General features: G+C 64.6%; 15 protein-coding genes and 1 pseudogene. 6 read left to right on the plus strand and 10 right to left on the minus strand.

Annotation, left to right across the window (positions count from 1 at the left end):
- Positions 1–95: 95 nt before the first annotated feature.
- The 3 genes and pseudogenes from XcyCFBP4188_RS23810 to XcyCFBP4188_RS19915 all read right to left on the minus strand — a co-directional run.
- Positions 96–173 (minus strand): annotated as a pseudogene (locus tag XcyCFBP4188_RS23810) (hypothetical protein); the annotation flags it as partial.
- 127 nt (positions 174–300) lie between these two features.
- Positions 301–1,413, minus strand: coding sequence for a type II toxin-antitoxin system RelE/ParE family toxin (locus tag XcyCFBP4188_RS19910; RefSeq protein ID WP_104592698.1), 1,113 nt, complete (start codon positions 1,411–1,413; stop codon positions 301–303).
- On the minus strand, positions 1,400–1,606 hold the full coding sequence (locus XcyCFBP4188_RS19915; RefSeq protein ID WP_104592699.1) for a hypothetical protein: 207 nt from the start codon (positions 1,604–1,606) through the stop codon (positions 1,400–1,402). Before XcyCFBP4188_RS19915 ends, XcyCFBP4188_RS19910 begins: the two co-directional genes overlap by 14 nt.
- A 282-nt stretch (positions 1,607–1,888) precedes the next feature.
- Between XcyCFBP4188_RS19915 and XcyCFBP4188_RS19920 the strand changes: the two genes are divergently transcribed.
- Entirely contained in the window at positions 1,889–2,395 is a 507-nt protein-coding gene (locus XcyCFBP4188_RS19920; protein WP_074056319.1) for a CcdC protein domain-containing protein, read from the plus strand.
- A gap of 66 nt (positions 2,396–2,461) precedes the next feature.
- Here XcyCFBP4188_RS19920 and XcyCFBP4188_RS19925 read toward each other — a convergent pair whose 3' ends face one another.
- Positions 2,462–3,727 carry a phospholipase D-like domain-containing protein gene (locus tag XcyCFBP4188_RS19925; RefSeq protein ID WP_167393576.1) on the minus strand — a complete coding sequence of 422 codons (1,266 nt, stop codon included), beginning with the start codon at positions 3,725–3,727 and terminating at the stop codon, positions 2,462–2,464.
- Positions 3,728–4,688: 961 nt separating this feature from the next.
- Between XcyCFBP4188_RS19925 and XcyCFBP4188_RS19935 the strand changes: the two genes are divergently transcribed.
- A complete protein-coding gene (locus XcyCFBP4188_RS19935; protein ID WP_104592700.1) occupies positions 4,689–5,702 on the plus strand; it encodes a hypothetical protein in 1,014 nt (337 codons plus the stop codon).
- Positions 5,703–5,869: 167 nt separating this feature from the next.
- On the opposite strand, the gene XcyCFBP4188_RS19940 is transcribed toward XcyCFBP4188_RS19935, so the two are convergent.
- Entirely contained in the window at positions 5,870–6,709 is an 840-nt protein-coding gene (locus XcyCFBP4188_RS19940) for an SDR family oxidoreductase (RefSeq protein WP_104592701.1), read from the minus strand.
- Between the two features lie 100 nt (positions 6,710–6,809).
- On the opposite strand from XcyCFBP4188_RS19940, the gene XcyCFBP4188_RS19945 reads away from it, so the two are divergent.
- A complete protein-coding gene (locus XcyCFBP4188_RS19945) occupies positions 6,810–7,703 on the plus strand; it encodes a LysR family transcriptional regulator (protein ID WP_006448394.1) in 894 nt (297 codons plus the stop codon).
- A 252-nt stretch (positions 7,704–7,955) separates the two neighbouring features.
- A complete protein-coding gene (locus tag XcyCFBP4188_RS19950; RefSeq protein ID WP_043907075.1) occupies positions 7,956–9,317 on the plus strand; it encodes an MFS transporter in 1,362 nt (453 codons plus the stop codon).
- Positions 9,318–9,522: 205 nt separating this feature from the next.
- Here the strand turns inward: XcyCFBP4188_RS19950 and XcyCFBP4188_RS19960 are convergent, their stop codons facing one another.
- From XcyCFBP4188_RS19960 to XcyCFBP4188_RS19980, 5 genes are all read right to left on the minus strand, one after another.
- Positions 9,523–11,835 carry an FUSC family protein gene (locus XcyCFBP4188_RS19960; protein WP_006452473.1) on the minus strand — a complete coding sequence of 771 codons (2,313 nt, stop codon included), beginning with the start codon at positions 11,833–11,835 and terminating at the stop codon, positions 9,523–9,525.
- Positions 11,832–13,292: an efflux transporter outer membrane subunit gene (locus XcyCFBP4188_RS19965; RefSeq protein WP_104592703.1), complete on the minus strand. Its 1,461-nt coding sequence runs from the start codon at positions 13,290–13,292 to the stop codon at positions 11,832–11,834. Before XcyCFBP4188_RS19965 ends, XcyCFBP4188_RS19960 begins: the two co-directional genes overlap by 4 nt.
- A complete protein-coding gene (locus XcyCFBP4188_RS19970; protein ID WP_167393577.1) occupies positions 13,289–14,209 on the minus strand; it encodes an efflux RND transporter periplasmic adaptor subunit in 921 nt (306 codons plus the stop codon). The genes XcyCFBP4188_RS19965 and XcyCFBP4188_RS19970 overlap by 4 nt, the downstream gene beginning before the upstream one ends.
- Positions 14,206–14,415, minus strand: a complete 210-nt coding sequence (locus XcyCFBP4188_RS19975; protein WP_005996740.1) for a DUF1656 domain-containing protein — start codon at positions 14,413–14,415, stop codon at positions 14,206–14,208. Before XcyCFBP4188_RS19975 ends, XcyCFBP4188_RS19970 begins: the two co-directional genes overlap by 4 nt.
- Positions 14,416–14,509: 94 nt before the next feature.
- Positions 14,510–14,965 carry a MarR family winged helix-turn-helix transcriptional regulator gene (locus XcyCFBP4188_RS19980; protein ID WP_104592705.1) on the minus strand — a complete coding sequence of 152 codons (456 nt, stop codon included), beginning with the start codon at positions 14,963–14,965 and terminating at the stop codon, positions 14,510–14,512.
- Between the two features lie 130 nt (positions 14,966–15,095).
- Between XcyCFBP4188_RS19980 and folE the strand changes: the two genes are divergently transcribed.
- Together folE and XcyCFBP4188_RS19990 are read left to right on the plus strand one after the other, a co-directional pair.
- Positions 15,096–15,698: a GTP cyclohydrolase I FolE gene (folE, locus tag XcyCFBP4188_RS19985; RefSeq protein WP_043889569.1), complete on the plus strand. Its 603-nt coding sequence runs from the start codon at positions 15,096–15,098 to the stop codon at positions 15,696–15,698.
- A 70-nt stretch (positions 15,699–15,768) separates the two neighbouring features.
- Positions 15,769–16,965 carry an AAA family ATPase gene (locus tag XcyCFBP4188_RS19990; protein ID WP_104592706.1) on the plus strand — a complete coding sequence of 399 codons (1,197 nt, stop codon included), beginning with the start codon at positions 15,769–15,771 and terminating at the stop codon, positions 16,963–16,965.
- Position 16,966: the final 1 nt, after the last annotated feature.

Genomic DNA, 16,966 nt, shown 5'->3' on the forward strand with positions numbered 1-16,966 from the left:
CAAAATCGAAGCAGTCTCGCTGGACTCCACCAGCGTCAAGGTCCATCCCGATGGCACGGGTGCATTAAAAAAAACGGCCCGCAGGCGGCCATGCTCCTGCGTTGTTGCGCAGCGCGTTCGCGGATGGCGAGATAAACGTCGCCCGGAATATTGTGGACAGTGATCGATGGCATGCCGGTCTCCGACTGCACTCGGAATGATCGAAATTTAGATCAAGTGCAAGCAGTAGGGTGACTTGGTAACGCGCTATACCTTGGCTTGAGTTCTACGTTAGCCAATGTCTGCCGCATGTCCCACCACTCACCGATACGGCCCAGGCCCGCGCCATACCGGCTCGCCCTGCTTGTAGACCTCCATCATGTTGATGACCTCGCGGGCATCGCCGATGTCTTTCAGCTCGGGGGAGTCCGGCGGCAGCAGGCGGCATTTGCTGGACCCGCGCTTGAGCGCGACTTCCAGCGGGCAGACCATGCGGTACTGGGTGCCGGGCAGGATGATGGCCACTTCCTTCATGCCCTGGTCGCGCCAGTTGCGCAGCTGGGTTTCGCTGCGCACTTCGTAATAGACCTGGTAGCCGCCCACATCCATGCTGGGTTGGGCGTTGTTGCGGTCGCGGCGGCGGCCTTCGCTGATGGTGGGCGTGTTGGACATGCCGTCTTCGGCGGCATCGGCCTCTTCTTCGAGCATGCCCGGTGGGCGGCCGGTCCAGGTCTGGGGGCGGCGCTGCGGCGGCGATGAGGGTTCTGCCGGCGGTTGCGGCGGGGTGGGGCGCTGCACCGGTTGCGCCTGGCGCTGCTCGACCAAGCCGCCGCGGCGGGTGTTGCCTGCCGGCGGGATCGGGTTCTTGGCGGTCTTGACCAGGGTGGACTGCACCGGCGAGGCGGCTGGTGGTGGCTGCACCGGTGCGGGCGTTGGCGAGGGCGGGGTGGGCGTCGGGGACGGAACCGGCTGGTCGGGCGTGGAGGTGTCGCCGACGAAATCCACCTTGGTGCGGCCGCCGCTGGCCGAGCCCTGCGGCGGGGTCATGGTGGGGGTGGAGGCCGACAGCAGGATCAGCAGCATCAGCACGTGCAGCAGGGCGCTGACCAGTGAGGCGATCCACGGGTCCAGGCGTTCGCCTTTCGGCTCGGTACGGGGTAGCCAGTCTTTGGCGTCGACTTGAACGTGCAGCAGCTGCAGCGCGTCGTCGCGCACGCGGTAGACCAGCACGTACGGCGTCTGCTTGACCACCCATTCGCGAGTGCCGGCGACCCGGCCGGCGCGGCCACGGCCCGGTTGCTCGGCTAGGGTGCGGGTGGCTTCCAGCACCTGCCGCGCCATCGCGGCGGCGGCGGTCGGGTTGAGCGCGTGGTAGTGATCCTGGGCGTATGCAAGTTGCCTGGCGGCCGGGACGGTCCAGTCACGCCGCAACATCAACGCCCCATTTGGCGAACAGTGCCGTGACCTGTGCCGGGGCGGCAACCGCGCCCTGATCCGCTGCGGCAATGCCGTCCAGCACCGCAGCCTCGAAGCTGGCGGTGTCCACGACGCGGGCCACGTCGTCCCATCCTGCCGTCTCGGGCAGCGTGTCGATCAGCGTGTGGGCTTCTTGCTTGATGGCGGACATGGCACTGCGGTGGGGGAGCTCTGCCGGCAAGTCTACCCGTGCGGCTCCGGTTCGCGTGTGGCAATGGCTGGCGCGCGGGAGCGGGGCGTTCACCGGCCGTGGCAGGGAGCTGCGCACCGCGTGGAGATCAGCGGTCTGTCGCGATCGTCGCGTGTGGCGGAGGCCGGTGGGGCAACCAGACTGCCCCTGCAGAAAGTGACACTTGGCACCTTGTTCGCGTTGGCAGCTGGTTTCATTCTGCGGCGGTCACCTCACCTGCATCTCACCTGGAAAGGAATCGCCATGCCCGCTGCTGCCATCGCACCGCTGACCCCGTATCTCTCGATGGCGGCCATCGCCTTTCTCTACTACCGGCGCATCCGGCGCAGCTTCGGCCGCCAGCAATGGAAGCCGGTGAGCACGGCGGTGCGTACCGTGGTGCTGGTCATTGCGGCGGCGGCGCTGGCGTACGCGGTCTATGGCTTGCCGCAGGTGCGGCCAGGGATCGCCGTGGGAACGCTGGTGGGCATCGGGCTGGGCGCGCTGTCGCTGCGTTATACGCATGCCGAATGGGTAGAGGGCCGCGGCTGGTACACGCCCAATCCGTGGATCGGCGGCGGGCTGACGCTGGTGCTGCTCGGGCGGCTGGCCTGGCGCTGGGCCGATGGCGCCTTCAGCGCGGGCGCGGCGGCGGCCGGCTCGCAGGCCAGCCCGTTGACGCTGGGGATTGCTGCGGCGCTGGTGCTGTATTCGCTGGTCCACGTTGGCGGGCTGTGGTGGCGCTTGCGCCAGTTGCGCTTGCAGGCGTGACCGCTCACGCGCGCTTGCGGCGCTGAGCGCGGGTGCGCTCAGTACCAGGCGGGAGGCGGCAGTTGCCTACACCTGCGAGCGGAACGGGACGACCAGCTTCTCGCCCAGCTTCTGCCGCAGCGGCCGCTTGCGCCAGCGTTCCAGCGTGTACAGCTCGGCCCGTTGCAGGTCGCGCTCGAACACCTCGGTCATCTGCGCGGCCAGCGCACGGTCGTAGACATTCAAGCTGGCCTCGTCGTTGAGGCGGAACGAGCGGATGTCGAAGTTGGTGGAGCCCACCGAGACCAGCAGGCCGTCGATGATCAGCAGCTTGGTGTGCAGCATGGTGGGCAGGAATTCGTGGATGGCGATACCGGCCTGCAGCAGCGGCTCCCAACTGGCCTTGGAGGCCAGCCGCACCGAGATCGCGTCGATATGCTTGCCGGGCAGCAGCACGCGGATCTGCACGCCGCGCGCACGCGCTTCCAGCAGCGAGCGGGTGATCAGCGCATCCGGCACGAAATACGCCGCGGCCAGATCGATCGACGTACGCGCCGCAGCGATGGCGATCAGATACATCAGATGCATGCTCTCGCTGCCGCCCGCCGGCGAGGCCACGAACAACTGCGCGTCGCTGTCGCCGGCCGGCGCCAACTCGGGGTAGTACTCGGCGCCGTTGAGCACACGGCCGGTGCTCTTGATCCAGTTGTCGTTGAAGGCGGCCTGCACCTGCGCCACCACCGGGCCTTCGATGCGGTAATGCGAATCGCGCCAATGCTCCGGGTCCTGCGCATCGCCCATCCACTGGTCGGCCACGCCCACGCCACCGGTGAAGCCGATGCGGCCATCGATCACCAGCAGCTTGCGATGGGTGCGGTTATTGACGCGGTGCAGGTTGTACCAGGTCAGCGGGCGGTAGCGATGCACCTCCACCCCGGCGTCGGTCATGTCATCGACCAGCGCGGCATCCATTTTCAGACTGCCGCCCCAGTCGATGGTGACGCGCACCTTGACCCCGGCGCGGGCGCGCTCGGCCAGCGCCTGGCTGAACTCGCGGCCGATCTCGCCCGACCAGTAGATGTAGGTTTCGAAGGTGATAGTGCGCTGCGCGCTACGAATGGCGGCCAGCATCGCCGGGAAGATCTCGTGGCCGTTGTGCAGCACCTGGATCTTGTTGCCGGGCAGGATCGCCGGCCCCAGCAACACCGACATCTCGCGCTTGAACTGCGGGTCGGCAACGTCGTAGCAATGGCTCGGGATGTGCTCGAGCTTTTTCTCAGGCGTGGCGAAGTTGAGCAGCAGCAGCCCCACCAGCAAGGTGGTGACGACTGCGGCCACGATGATCCATGTCATGCATCCAACTCCCGTTCCCCTGCCGTCGCGGCCTCAAGCGGCCAGCATTCTGGCAAGGCTGGCGTCATGCAGGTTGTGAAGGGGAATTAAGAAGAGGCATGAGTAACCCGCCGCGACGTGGGCATCCTGCATGCCAAGCGGTTTATTGCCATGACTTGTCCATCGGATATCGCCTTTGCCCTCAGCGTCGTTCTGCGCTGGGGCAGGCGCATTGTCCGGTCATCATCTCAATGCGTTTGACGCGCCCCCATGCAGTGGGTCTGGACAGCGCGGAAAAACCGCAGTGTACGAATGGCACATGCCGATTCCAAACACCGGCCGCGCCCGCCTGGCGGTAAGCGCAGTCCTTTTGATAGCCGCTCCAAACCAATCGTAAAGTTAGTGTTAACTCCTTGGCATGTGGCGCTGGATTGTTCGCCCAAAGCCCTAGTATTTCGTCTTCTATCGTGAACTGGAGGTGCGGTTCATGGGAGGTTGGAGCAACGATAGATTTGTCAGAACAATTTGCAGGAGCCATGACGCGTTCGCGCGCAGACCTGAGCAATAGATTCAGTCACGACATCTGCCCCGATGACTGCCCGCAACGTTGGTCAATGCACAGGCACCTACAGTGCGGGCCGCTCATATCGGATGAGGTCCTCCCTTGAGATTGCTGTCCATACCAAAATTTCATAAACAGCAGCCGCAATCTGCTGCCCAAGGTCCGAGCGACACAAGAGTGGACGCGCACCAGCCGCCGGGCAATCGAGCTCCTGACCCTGGCAGTCCGCTTGCGCGCAGGCCGCCCAGTCGGAAGACATCGCAGAAACCCAGCGTCAAGTCCGAGAAAAATTTACTTCAGACATTGTGTTTCACTTCTGGGGCAAGCACATCACGCAAAAACAGCCTCACGCCTGGTGGCAGGCTATCGCCTGACGCCAGTCCCACCGCTGGCGTCAGTGCATCCCGACCGACGAGTGAAATGCCTGCGGAAGCGCCAGCTACGCAGGCAACGCTTGGCCAAGCCCCGGTCAGAGCCGCGCACGTGCCCAGAAGAGGCAAAACGCTGGCACAACTTTTCAAAGAAACAAAAGAGATGCACGAAGCTGAGGCGCCACTTGGTGTTTTTAGCGATGCCATGAACAAGCCCGCTTCATCCGTTCAAGCGCATCTCCTAAACGTCGGCGGCACCAGCACGCACAGCGAAATCGAAGAGCTCGAAGAGCCGGGAAAAAATGCGGCTGCGCCAGAAGGACGTGTGGCCATCGAGGAAAAAATCAACGAAGGATTGAGCGAGGCAGAACAAGACGACATCGACAAGCCAGACAATGAGCTTTCGATACCCTGGGCGCATGACGCCAACCCAAAAAACCTTTTCTGGCAGAAAATCGATGAATCCCACAAACAGGATATCTTCAATTTATTTTCCGATAACAACGACATCGAAGGCATCGTACTTTATGAAAAGATCCAGGGCATGGAGCATGATGAAAATTCAGGCGCTAGCGAAACGGTCAGTCAAGATCCTGAAAAGCACAACGTCGATGTCAGCCCAGAAAGAAAAGACTTTCTGAAGAAAATAGAATTCATGGAAGAGATGGAGCGTCACTTGTTGCAGCGTTATCAGGCTCACGATCTGCGCAAGCTTCGCAACGCGCCGGAACCGTCTGCGTCGTTGAAGGCGCTCATGTCCCGGTTTCAAGAAGCGTCAAGGCTTGCTGCGTCAGGTTCGGAGTCGCCTCAGGGCTTGCCGATATCAGCTCCGCCAACACTGGATTATTTTCGGGACGCGTCAACTCGGGCGTCACCAGATCTCGAGCATTTTGAGTTCGCCAACGGGTCAACATCGGCAACGTCGGATCCTTTTCAGGAGAACACCCGGGCGCGATACGAAGAGGCAGTAGAGATCGAGGTGAACAAGCAACGAGTCGCGCGACAAGCAAAGAGCCTCGATAAGCCATCGCCCAAAGGGTTCTTGCATTGGCTCCGCGGCTAACATCAGTGCGAATGACCCGGTGGGCCGCTGCCTGCGCAACAGGCTGAGCTGTCCAGCTGCCGTCAGCGCTCGTCATGTGGAAACCTGTGATGGGCAGGGCTGAGGCATGCTCTAGCGAACCGGTGCCAATGATCCGGTGGTAACTCGCTGACGGGGTCGGCGTTGAATCAGGCGACTGCTTCCGGATAGTCGGTGGAAAACGCGATGTCGCGCTGGTTTTCGAGCGCGGCCAGCCGCGTGGTCAACGCATCGCGGATGGCGTGGTACGCGCTGCCGCCCATGACCAGGCGAAACGGCGGTGGCGATTGTTCGGTGCAGGCGATCATCGCCGCGACCATGCGCTCCGGGTCGCCGATGATGACCCAGCTGCCGTCGTCCAGTGCGCGGCTGAGTGCGTCGACCGGTGTGCCGGCGTAGTCGGACGGGATGTCGGTCCTGACCAGCGCGGCGCCGAAATTGGTGCGTGCCGGGCCGGGTTCGGCCAGGGTGAAGTGGATCCCGAAGCCGGCCACTTCCTGCGCGACGGCTTCGACAAAGCCTTCGATGCCCCATTTGCTGGCGTGATACAGGCTGAAACCGGGATAGGCGATCTGGCCGCCTTCGGAGGACACCTGCACTACGTGCCCGCCACCTTGACGACGCAAGTGCGGCAGCGCTGCCTGGATCAGCGTGATGGAGCCGACGAGGTTGGTGTCGATGACCGCACGCACCTGCGCATCGGTGGCGGCCTCGGCCGCACCGAGCGTGCCGTAGCCGGCGTTGCTGATCAATACGTCGATCCTGCCCAGGGTCTGGAAGGCCTGGGCCACGACCTCGCGCACTGCTGCGCTGTCACGCAGATCGAGCTGAAACACGTGCAATGCCTCGCCGTGCAGTGTCTGCAGATCGGCCAGCGCATCCGCGCGCCGTACCGTGGCCGCGACACGCTCGCCGCGTGCCAGCAGTGTTTCGACCAAGCCGCGGCCGAAGCCGGAAGATGCGCCTGTGATAAGCCAGGTCCTGGACATGGGCATTGCCTTTGCGTGGGGAAGGAACACCACCCTAGGCGCGGGGGATTGATGGGTCTATGCCATAGAATTCGAATGCGTTGATGCGTTTTGACCACTAATGCCCAAGCCCACCTTCAATGACCTGGCCGCGTTCACCAGTGTGGCCGTGCACCGCAGCTTCCGGCGTGCGGCCACCGAGCTGGGGCTGGCGCCGTCCTCGCTCAGCCACCTGATCAGCGCGTTGGAACGCAACCTCGGCGTGCGCCTGCTGCACCGGACCACGCGCAGCGTCTCGCTGACCGAAGCGGGCGAGCGCCTGTACGCAAAGCTGGTGCCGGCGCTACAGGATGTGGAGCAGGCGTTGAGCGAACTGGACGCCTTCCGCAGCGGGCCCACCGGCACGGTGCGCATCAACGCGCCTGAAGTGGTGGTGCGGCTGTTGTTGCAGCAGGTGGTGCCGGAGGTGCTGGCGCGGTATCCGGCGCTGTCGGTGGACCTGGTGAGCGAAGGGCGGCTGGTGGATATCGTGGCGGCCGGTTTCGACGCCGGCATTCGCCTGAGCGAGTCGGTGCCGCAGGACATGATTGCGGTGCCGTTCGGCGGGCAGACGCGTTTCATCGCGGTGGCCGCACCTGCATATCTGCAGCGCGCCGGCAGCCCGGACACGCCGGAGGATCTGCATCGTCATGCGTGCATCCGGCATCGCATGCCCAGCGGCAGGCTGTATCGCTGGGAGTTCGAGCGGCGCGGTCAGGAGGTGGTGATCGACGTGCCGGGGCGGCTGACGCTGGACCAGATCCTGATGATGAGCGAGGCCGCCGAGGCCGGCCTTGGCATCGCCTATGTGCCCGAGCATGCGGCGATGCCTGCACTGGCGCGTGGCACGCTGGTGCGCGTGCTGGAGCAGTGGTGCCCGGCCATTCCGGGACTGGTGCTGTATTACCCGGGACATCGCCAGATTCCACCGGGCCTGCGTGCGTTTATCGATACGCTCAAGCAGGTGCTGCCCTAGTCATCGATCGGTATCCAATGCGGCAAATCGCTTGCTGCGCCGACGCCGAAAGCGGGCTGAAGCGCTATAAGCGCACTTATTGGACGTCGCTGTGGAACGACACAAGCGCACGCTCCGCGTTGGCTGCCGCCCGCTCGCAAACGGGACGCACTAGCCGCTTGCGTGGCGCCTGCCTATGCGCCGAAATGCTTACATGCGTCACACAAGCGCGCACCTATACTGCCGGGTGTCCACCCACAAGGTTCTGACTGCATGAGCGCACCCCCAACGTCCCCGATTGCCGCCGGTTCTGGCGCAGCTCCCGGTAGCCTTCGCCGTTCGGTGTCCAACACGCTCAAGGGCTCGGCCGGCAATCTGGTCGAGTGGTACGACGTCTACGTCTACTCGGTGTTTGCGGTCTATTTCGAATCGCAGTTCTTCTCCAAGGAAGACAAGAACGCCACGATGTTCGTGTGGGCGATCTTTGCGATGACCTTCCTGATGCGCCCGATCGGCGCGTGGTACTTCGGCCGCTTTGCCGACCGTTACGGCCGGCGCCTGGCGTTGACCATTTCGGTGTCGATGATGGCGCTGTGCTCGTTCGTCATCGCGATCACCCCGACGGTCTCCACGATCGGCATCGCCGCGCCGATCATCCTGTTGCTGGCGCGCCTGGTGCAGGGCTTTGCCACCGGTGGCGAATACGGCACCAGTGCGACCTACATGTCCGAGGCGGCGATTCCGGGCCGGCGCGGGTTTCTGTCGTCGTTCCATTACGTCACGCTGGTTGGCGGGCATGTACTGGCGCAGACCACGTTGCTGGTGATGCTGCATTTCTTCGATGCGCCGCAGGTGTCCGAGTGGGGCTGGCGCGTAGCGTTCGGCCTGGGCGGCATCGGTGCGTTGGTGGTGTTCTGGCTGCGCCAGAGCATGGACGAGTCGCTGAGCTCCGAATCCATCGCCGATTCGCGCACCGGCAAGGCCAAGGCCTCCGGCTCGATGCGCGAGCTGTTCGTCAATCAGTGGCGTCCGCTGCTGCTGTGCTTCCTGATCACTGCGGGCGGCACGATCGCGTTCTACACCTATTCGGTGACCGGCCCGAAGATGATCCAGACCGCGTTCGCCGGTGGCGACGTGATGGCCGGCACCATCATCAACCTGGTCGCGCTGACGGTGCTGATGCTGATGCAGCCCATTGGCGGTTGGCTGTCCGACATCGTCGGGCGCAAGAGCCTGCTGGTGTTCTTCGGCATCGGCGGGGTGCTCTACACCTGGTTCCTGGTGATGGAGCTGCCCAAGCAGACCGACTGGCTGACCGCGTTCGCGATCCTCACCGTGGGCTTTGTGATCCTGACCGGCTACACCTCGATCAATGCAGTGGTGAAGGCCGAACTGTTCCCGACCCACGTGCGCGCGCTGGGCGTGGGCCTGGGCTATGCGTTGGCGAACTCTGCGTTCGGTGGCACTGCGCCGTTGCTGTACCAGGCCTCGTTGAAGACCGGCCACGTGAGCGAGTTCGTGATCTACGCAACTGCGGTGATCGCGGTGTCGTTGGTGGTGTACATGTTCTTCCTGACCAACAAGGGCAGCAACTGGCTGGACGACGAAGCGGCGATGCATCAGCGCAAGCGCTGATGTGTTGCGTGCGGGCTGAGCCGTTCCCTTCTCCCTGCGGGAGAAGGTGCCCGAAGGGCGGATGAGGGTACGTGCGAAGCCTCGTGTGATCTATTGCCAGTGGCTTCGCCCCGTACCCTCACCCCAACCCCCGCTCCGCGCCCCGGCCCGCGCTTGCGGCGCGGGCGCTCCAAGGCACGCGCGCCAGTGGCGCGCAAGCAGTGCCTTATCGCCCCGAGGGGAGAGGGGCTAAAGCAGATGGCTTCTGTGTGATGTCTTTGGGCTGCTGTACCGTCTTTGCAAACACGCTGTAACGCAGCCCAATCAAACCCAGCAGCGCTTCATCGCGATGCGTCCCTGCTGGTACCTTGCCCACGCGCGTCAGCGACGCATCCAGGCGATCGCGTAGCGCATCCGGCCCAGGCAATGGCCGCTTGTGTGCAACCTGCTGCCGGTAGTGCGCCGCAACCTCGGCCAGAATCGCGTCAACCGCCTCCCTGCTCGGCTGCGGCAACCCGTGCCGCGCACCGCGCAGCTGCAGGATGTTCAAGCCCACACGCACTTCGTTGAGCATATCCACCGAGGCCAGATCGCTGCCTTCCGGCGTCAATGCCAAGCGTGGTGCGAGCAAGCCAAGCAAGTCCAGCATGCGGGAGGCGAACTGTTGCCGGTCTTGTGCACCGTGGCCCTCCGCAGCCTCGGCCAACGTGCGCCAGCCCTGGCGCACCAGCCGGCGCGCGCTCCATTCGGCGCCCACCGAGCGGAACAACCGCGTCAGCACCACGGCAAATCCAATGCCCAACACCATCGCCACCGCCGCGTTGACGAAGCTCTGGATGTTGGCGTTATAGGTGTTCTGCAAACTCAACAACGCGGTGAGATTCACCACCAGCGGCAGCGCGATCAACATGCTCTTGGGGCGATGCAGCAACGCGCCGATCGGCAGGAACACCGCCGCCAGCACCAGCACCAGCATCGGGAAATCGTGGATGGCCGGGAAGATGCCGAACAGATAGATGCCGGCGACCACGCTGGCCACCACCGCCCAGGTCAGGAACGTGAGCATGCTCGGCGCAGGGTCGTCCTGTGCGGCGAAAAACGCGGCGGTCACCGCGGCCATCATCGCGCCGTTGCCGCCGCCTTCCCACCCGATGCCGATCCACAGCACGCAGTACGCCATCAACGCAAAGCCCGCGCTGAGTGCGGAGAATGCGGCCATGCCGAAATCGATATGGCGTGCGTTGCTGGCAGGTGCCGGTGCATCGGCTGTATTGCGCGGTGACCCGGTAAGTCGCTGCAATAGCGAGGAGCGCTGACGTAGCTGCCCAGTGTGCCCAAGCAATGCAGCCTCAGCCTGCTCTGGTGGAACTGCGGTTGCAGCATCGCGTCGCGACCAGCCCAGAATCTGCAGCAACGAAGACCGCGTGCGAGAACGCACAGGGGGATCGCTTTGCGCAGTGTCAGCCCGGTTGGATGATTCCGCCGTTGCAGGGTGTCTCGCCGCACCCGGCAATGCACGCAACACAGGAGTCGCGGTGCCCTGTACCAACGCTTGCTCCAGCGCGCGGCAGTCCTGCCACAGGTCTAGCAGTTCTTCCAGCCGCAGCAGCAAGCTGGCCAACAGCAGATGTTCGATGTCCTGATCCACCACCGGGTGGTGCGCGGCGATACGTGCGCGTAATGCGGCAACATCATCTTCGTTGCGCGCTTGGTCACCCTGATCCACCCAGGCAGCGACGTCGTCCAGCAGCGCAGCGATATCGGGCGACAACGCAGACCCGTCGCGCTGCACCGCATCCAGGCGGTCGGCGATCGACGACAGCACCGGCAGCAACAACAGCATGCGTGCGCGCAAGTGTTCCAGCGTGGGCGCGGCACCGGCATGGCGCGGGTCATCATGACGCACGAAGGCGATCAAGGCCTCGAACTGCACCAGGTCTGCCGCCAGGTGATTGCGCGGCGCCTGTGATGGGCCGCGCTGCAACACCTGGCGACACCATGCCGCCGCGTCCTGCATCCAGTTGCCGATGCGCGCGGTGAGCATCGGTCGCACCGAGGCGGGAAACACCAGCGACGCGAACAGCACCGCCATCACCGTGCCCAGGATGATCTCCTCGCTGCGCGCCACCACGGTGTCGAAGATGCCCTCCGGCGCGGTCACCGCCGGGAAGCCGATGAACGCGGTGGTGTAGCCGGCCAGCAAGAACGCATAACCGCGCGGGCCGCGATTGAGCAGCGCCAGGAACAGGCAGGCCGACAGCCACAATGCCATCGCCGCACTGAGCAGCAATGGCGTCTCCACCAGGTTCGGCAACATCACCAGGGTTGCCGCGACGGCCAGCAAGGTGCCGAGCACGCGGTACACGCCCTTGGCGCGGGTGGGGCCGAGCAGCGGTTGCGAGACGATGTAGACCGTGGCCATCGCCCAGTACGGCCGCGACAGATTGCCGGCCAGCCCCACATACAACGCCGCGATCGAGGCGGCGAAGGTCTTGGCCGAAAACAGCCAGGCCTGACGATCGCGCAGCAGCGCCTTCATCGTGCGGCCGTCGTATCGGTGTGGCCGGCCATCGTTTCCCAACCGCCGCCCAGCGCCAGGAACAGCTGCAGCTGATCCTGCGAGACCTGCGCCTGCGCATTGGCCAGCGTCATGTCGGCGGTGGCCAGCGTGCGCTCGGCATCCAGGCTGGACAGATACGGCGTGCGCCCGCCTTGATACAGCCGGCGGTTCTGCGAAGACGCCAGCTCGGCCTGTTGCTGCGCCTGTTCGAGCAGATGCAGGCGGTCCAGATCCTGCGCATAGCGCGACAAGGTGGTCTGCACCTCGCGCAGCGCCTGCAGCACGGTGTTGTCGAACTGCGCCAGCGCCACGTCCGCGCCGGCTTCGGTGGCACGGATGCGGGCACGCGCGCCGCTGGACGGCAGCGTCCACGAAATCAGCGGGCCAAACGACCAGGCATGTGTGGCCGGTTCGCCGAAGTCGGCCAGCAGGCCGGTGGCGCTGATCGAGCCGCCCAGGCGGATATCCGGATACAGCTCGGCAGTGGCCACGCCGATGCGCGCAGTGGCCGCGGCCAGCCGGCGCTCGGCCTGGCGCACGTCCGGGCGACGCGCCAGCAACGCGCGGCCGTCGCCGATCGGAATCGGTTGCTGCAAGGCCGGCGCGTCCGCGCAGCTGTCCACACCGGCAGGCACTTCGCCAGGCGTCTTGCCGAGCAGCGCGGCCAGTTGGTAACCAGCCGCCTGGCGGCGCGCGCGCAGCGGCGGCAGCGCCGCTTCCAGCATCGCCACCTGCGCGGTGGCGCGGGCCAGATCGGGCGGTGTGCCACGGCCGGCATCGATCAGGCGTTGGGTGATGTCGCGGCTGCGCTGCTGCAATTGCAGCGAATGCTCGGCCACATGCAGCTCGTGATTGGCGTGGCAGATCTCCACATAACTGCCGGCGACCTGCGCGGCCACGTTGACGCGGGCCAGATCGATCGTGGCCTGAGCGACTTGCGTATCGGCCTGAGCGGCTTCGGCGCCACGTTGCAGCTTGCCGAACAGATCGAACTGATACGACACCCCGAACTTGCCATCGGCCAGGTTGAACACCGGCAGCTTTTTCTGCTGCAGGAACGCCTCGGCCGACACCTGCGCGCGGCTGACGCCGGCCTCCACTTCGTAATCGAAGCCGCCCGCGTCCAGCGCCTGTTCGTACACCGCGGCGGCGCGGCGCAGGTTGGCACCGGCGACCTTCAACTCGACGTTGTCGCGCAAGGCCTGTTCGATCAGGCCATCCAGCATCGGGTCCTGATACAGCGCCCACCAGCGTGCCGGCAGCGGTGCGCCGGCCTGCACCTGGTCGTTGCCGGTGTCGCCAAACGCGGCATTGGCGGCCGGGCGTTGGTAGGCCGACTCCGCCGGCACCGCGTAGTTCGGGCCGACCGTGGTGCAGGCGCTCAATGTGGCCAGCAGCGTGGCCAGTCCCAGGGGACGCAATACGGTGCGGTTCATGGCGCGGCCTTGGCCTGCACGCGGGCAGGCGCGGTGGCAGCGTCGCGCACGGCGTCCGGCAGGATGGTTACGGTGGCGGTGCGCCCGGCGATCAGCTGCACGCGCGCCGGCACCTGATCCAGCACGATGCGTACCGGAATGCGCTGCGCCAGCCGCACCCAGTCGAACGCCGGGGTGACGTTGGGCAACGCGCCGGCGCTGCCGCTGCGGTAACGGTCTTCGATACCGGCAGCGATGCTTTGCACATGCCCGTGCAAGGTCACCGGCTCGCCCATCAGCTGCACATCCACGCGCTGGCCGGCATGCACACCCTGCAGGCGGGTTTCTTCGAAATAGCCGTCGACGCGGAACGAGCCGGTGTCCAGCACCGCCACCACCGGGCGGCCGGCGCTGACGTAATCGCCCACCCGCACGGTACGGTCGCTGACATGGCCATCGGCCGGGCTGCGCACCTGCGTGCGGTCCAGATTGAGCTGGGCCAGATCCACCGCCGATTGCGCGGTGGCCACCGCCGCCTGCGCCTTTTGCACATTGGAGCGGCGCACCTCGGCATCCTCGGCGGCGACCAGGTCTTGCAGGCTGCGGTCGCGCGCGATCTCGCGGCGCAACTGGCTCAACGTGGCCTGGCGCTCGGCCAGCGCGGCGCGCGCCTGTTCCAGCGCAATCGCATAGCGCGCGCGGTCCACCACAAACAGCAGCTGGCCGCGCTTGACCGCCTGGTTGTCGGCCACCGCCACCGATTCCACCAGCCCGGACACATCCGGCGCCACCTGCACCACATCGGCGCCTACGTGCGCATCGCGCGTCCACGGCGCCTCCATGTAGTAACGCCACAGGTGCTGCAGCACCAACGCGGCCACCACCACCATTGCCAGGGTCAGCAACGCCGGCCCCGCACTCTTGATCAGCTTGTTCACGATTGCATCCAACGGGTAAGGAAAAACAGGCCGCCCAGCAGCGCGATGTACAGCGCCAGGTTGAACAGCGCCGGGTGCCAGACATGGCGATACGCACCGGCGCGGGTCAGCAGCGCGCCGATGGCGCTGTTGAGCAGGTAGGCCAGCGTCATCAACGCCAGCAAGGTGGGTACGAACACACCGTAGAGACTGAATTCGCCGTACATCGCTTACTTCCTGAAGAGAAAAAGACGCCCCGCGGCGTGGTGCGCGCCGGCCATCTGCACTGTCATCGCGCACCGCACGGGCCGCGCATGGCGCTTAGTCGGACTGACTCAACCGCGCGTGCGCCTGCGCGATCTGCTCCCACAAGGTCAGCACCGTCTGGACCTGCGTTTCGCTGAGCGTGCCGAACACCTCCGCACGCAGCGCATCCAGGCGGATCTCGATGCGCCCGACCAGCGCCTGGCCTGCATCGGTGAGCCACAACTGATTGGCGCGGCGATCGCTGCTGTCGGCCTGCCGGCGCACCAGCGTCTGCGCGCACAGCTTGTCCAGCAGCCGCACCAGGGAGGGGCCTTCCATGCCCAGTTGCTGCGCCAGCGTCACCTGGCGGATACCGCCGCCGGAGCGGCCGATCATCAGCAACGGCCCGGTGCAGGCGCTGGACAGGCCAAATTCGCCAAGCGCCTGGTCGGCCAGCCGCTGCCATTGGCGAGCGGCGACCAGCAGCCCGGAACTGAGCTGCGCACGGGAGGAGAGAGGAGGGTTCGTCATAATAGATAGGATGCTATCAATTCAATAATGAATCAATAGTCGCTGAACCCGGGCAAGCCGGCGCAACCGCCACTGGGGTGGCTGGCCTGTCCTCGGGTACCATGCTCGCCCCCTTTGGGTGCACCTGCGCATGAGCCAGTCCGACCAGCCCGATTCCTCCGTCACCCAGGCCCAGGCCGAAGAAGCCGTGCGCACCTTGCTGCGCTGGGCCGGCGAAGACCCGGCCCGCGAGGGCCTGCTCGACACTCCGCGCCGGGTCGCCGAGGCCTATGGCGACTGGTTCAGCGGCTACCGCGAAGAACCGCGCGCGTACCTGGAGCGCACCTTCGAAGAGGTGGCCGGCTACGACGAGCTGATCGTGCTGCGCGACATCTCCTACGAAAGCCATTGCGAGCACCACATGGCGCCGATCATCGGCAAGGTGCACGTGGGCTACCTGCCGCGCGGCAAGGTGGTGGGCATCAGCAAGCTCGCCCGCGTGGTGGAAAGCTACGCGCGCCGCTTCCAGGTGCAGGAAAAGATGACCGCGCAGATCGCCCAGTGCATCCAGGACGTGCTGCAACCGCGCGGCGTGGGCGTGGTGGTCGAGGGCTCGCACGAGTGCATGACCACCCGCGGCATCCACAAGCGCGGCGTCAGCATGGTGACCTCCAAGATGCTCGGCAGCTTCCGCGAAGACGCCCGCACCCGCGCCGAATTCCTGCAGTTCATCGAAGTGGGCGGCAAGCGTTGAGGCATGCCTTGCGTGATTGGCTGGTAGATTGATCCCCTATACGCTGGCGGACGACCGTCGCAGGGAACCCATGCAGATTGAATCGATCGACATCAAGAATTTCAGGCTGTTCCGTAAAGCCAAACTGACGCATGTGCCCAGGCTCTGTGTGCTGGTCGGGGCGAACGGAACCGGAAAGTCCACGTTATTTGACGTGTTCTCTTTCCTCAAAGACGCGTTGTCGATGAATGTGGGCAAGGCAATTGCAAAGCGCGGCGGTTACAAGGAAGTTGCAAGCAGGGGGTTTGCGCACGAGCCCATCGAATTCACCATGCAATTCCGCTTGGAGATCACCGGCAAAGAGCGTCTGGTGACCTATGTGCTGAAAATCGCACCGGGCACCGGCACGCGTGTGGAGATCGAGCGCGAAGTCTTGCGCTACAAGCGCGGCAGCTATGGCGCACCGTTTCGCTTTCTGGATTTCGCGCACGGTAAAGGTTACGCGATCACCAATGAAGAGGAATTCTCCAAAAAAGACGAAGAGCTTACCCGCGAAGAGCAGGAGCTCGATGCCCCGGATATTCTGGCGATCAAGGGCCTGGGCCAGTTCGAGCGCTTCAAGGCGGCCAGCGCCTTTCGCCTGATGATCGAGAACTGGCACATCTCTGATTTCCACGTATCCGAAGCCAGGCCAAGCCAGGAAGAAGGCTTTGCCGAGCACTTGTCCACGCGCGGGGACAACCTGGCCTTGGTCGCCAATTTTCTCTACGAAAACCACCGGGATCGTTTCGATCGTGTGTTGCATGCGATGAATCGCCGCGTGCCTGGTGTTTCCGTGGTGCAACCGCAGCAGACCCTGGATGGGCGCTTGATCCTGCGTTTTCAGGATGGAAGTTTCAAGGACCCGTTCATTGCCAGGTACGTCTCGGATGGCACTATCAAGATGTTTGCCTATTTGGTGCTTCTCAACGACCCCAAACCGTACCCGTTGCTTGCAGTCGAAGAGCCCGAGAATCAGCTCTATCCCGAGTTGTTGCCGGAGCTGGCGGAAGAGTTCCGCGATTACGCCAGGCGTGGCGGGCAGGTCTTCATTTCCACGCATTCACCTGATTTCCTCAATGCACTGACGCTGGATGAGATCTACTGCCTGCGTAAGGAGAAGGGATTCACCAACATCACGCGCGCCAGCGATTCGGACAATCTTCGCGCATTGTTCGAAGCAGGCGACTTGCCCGGCTATCTGTGGAAGCAAGGTCTGTTTGAGGGTCTGAACCGGGATGTGGCCTGAT

The organism is Xanthomonas hortorum pv. cynarae (genome assembly GCF_002939985.1).
Lineage (GTDB): Bacteria > Pseudomonadota > Gammaproteobacteria > Xanthomonadales > Xanthomonadaceae > Xanthomonas > Xanthomonas hortorum_D.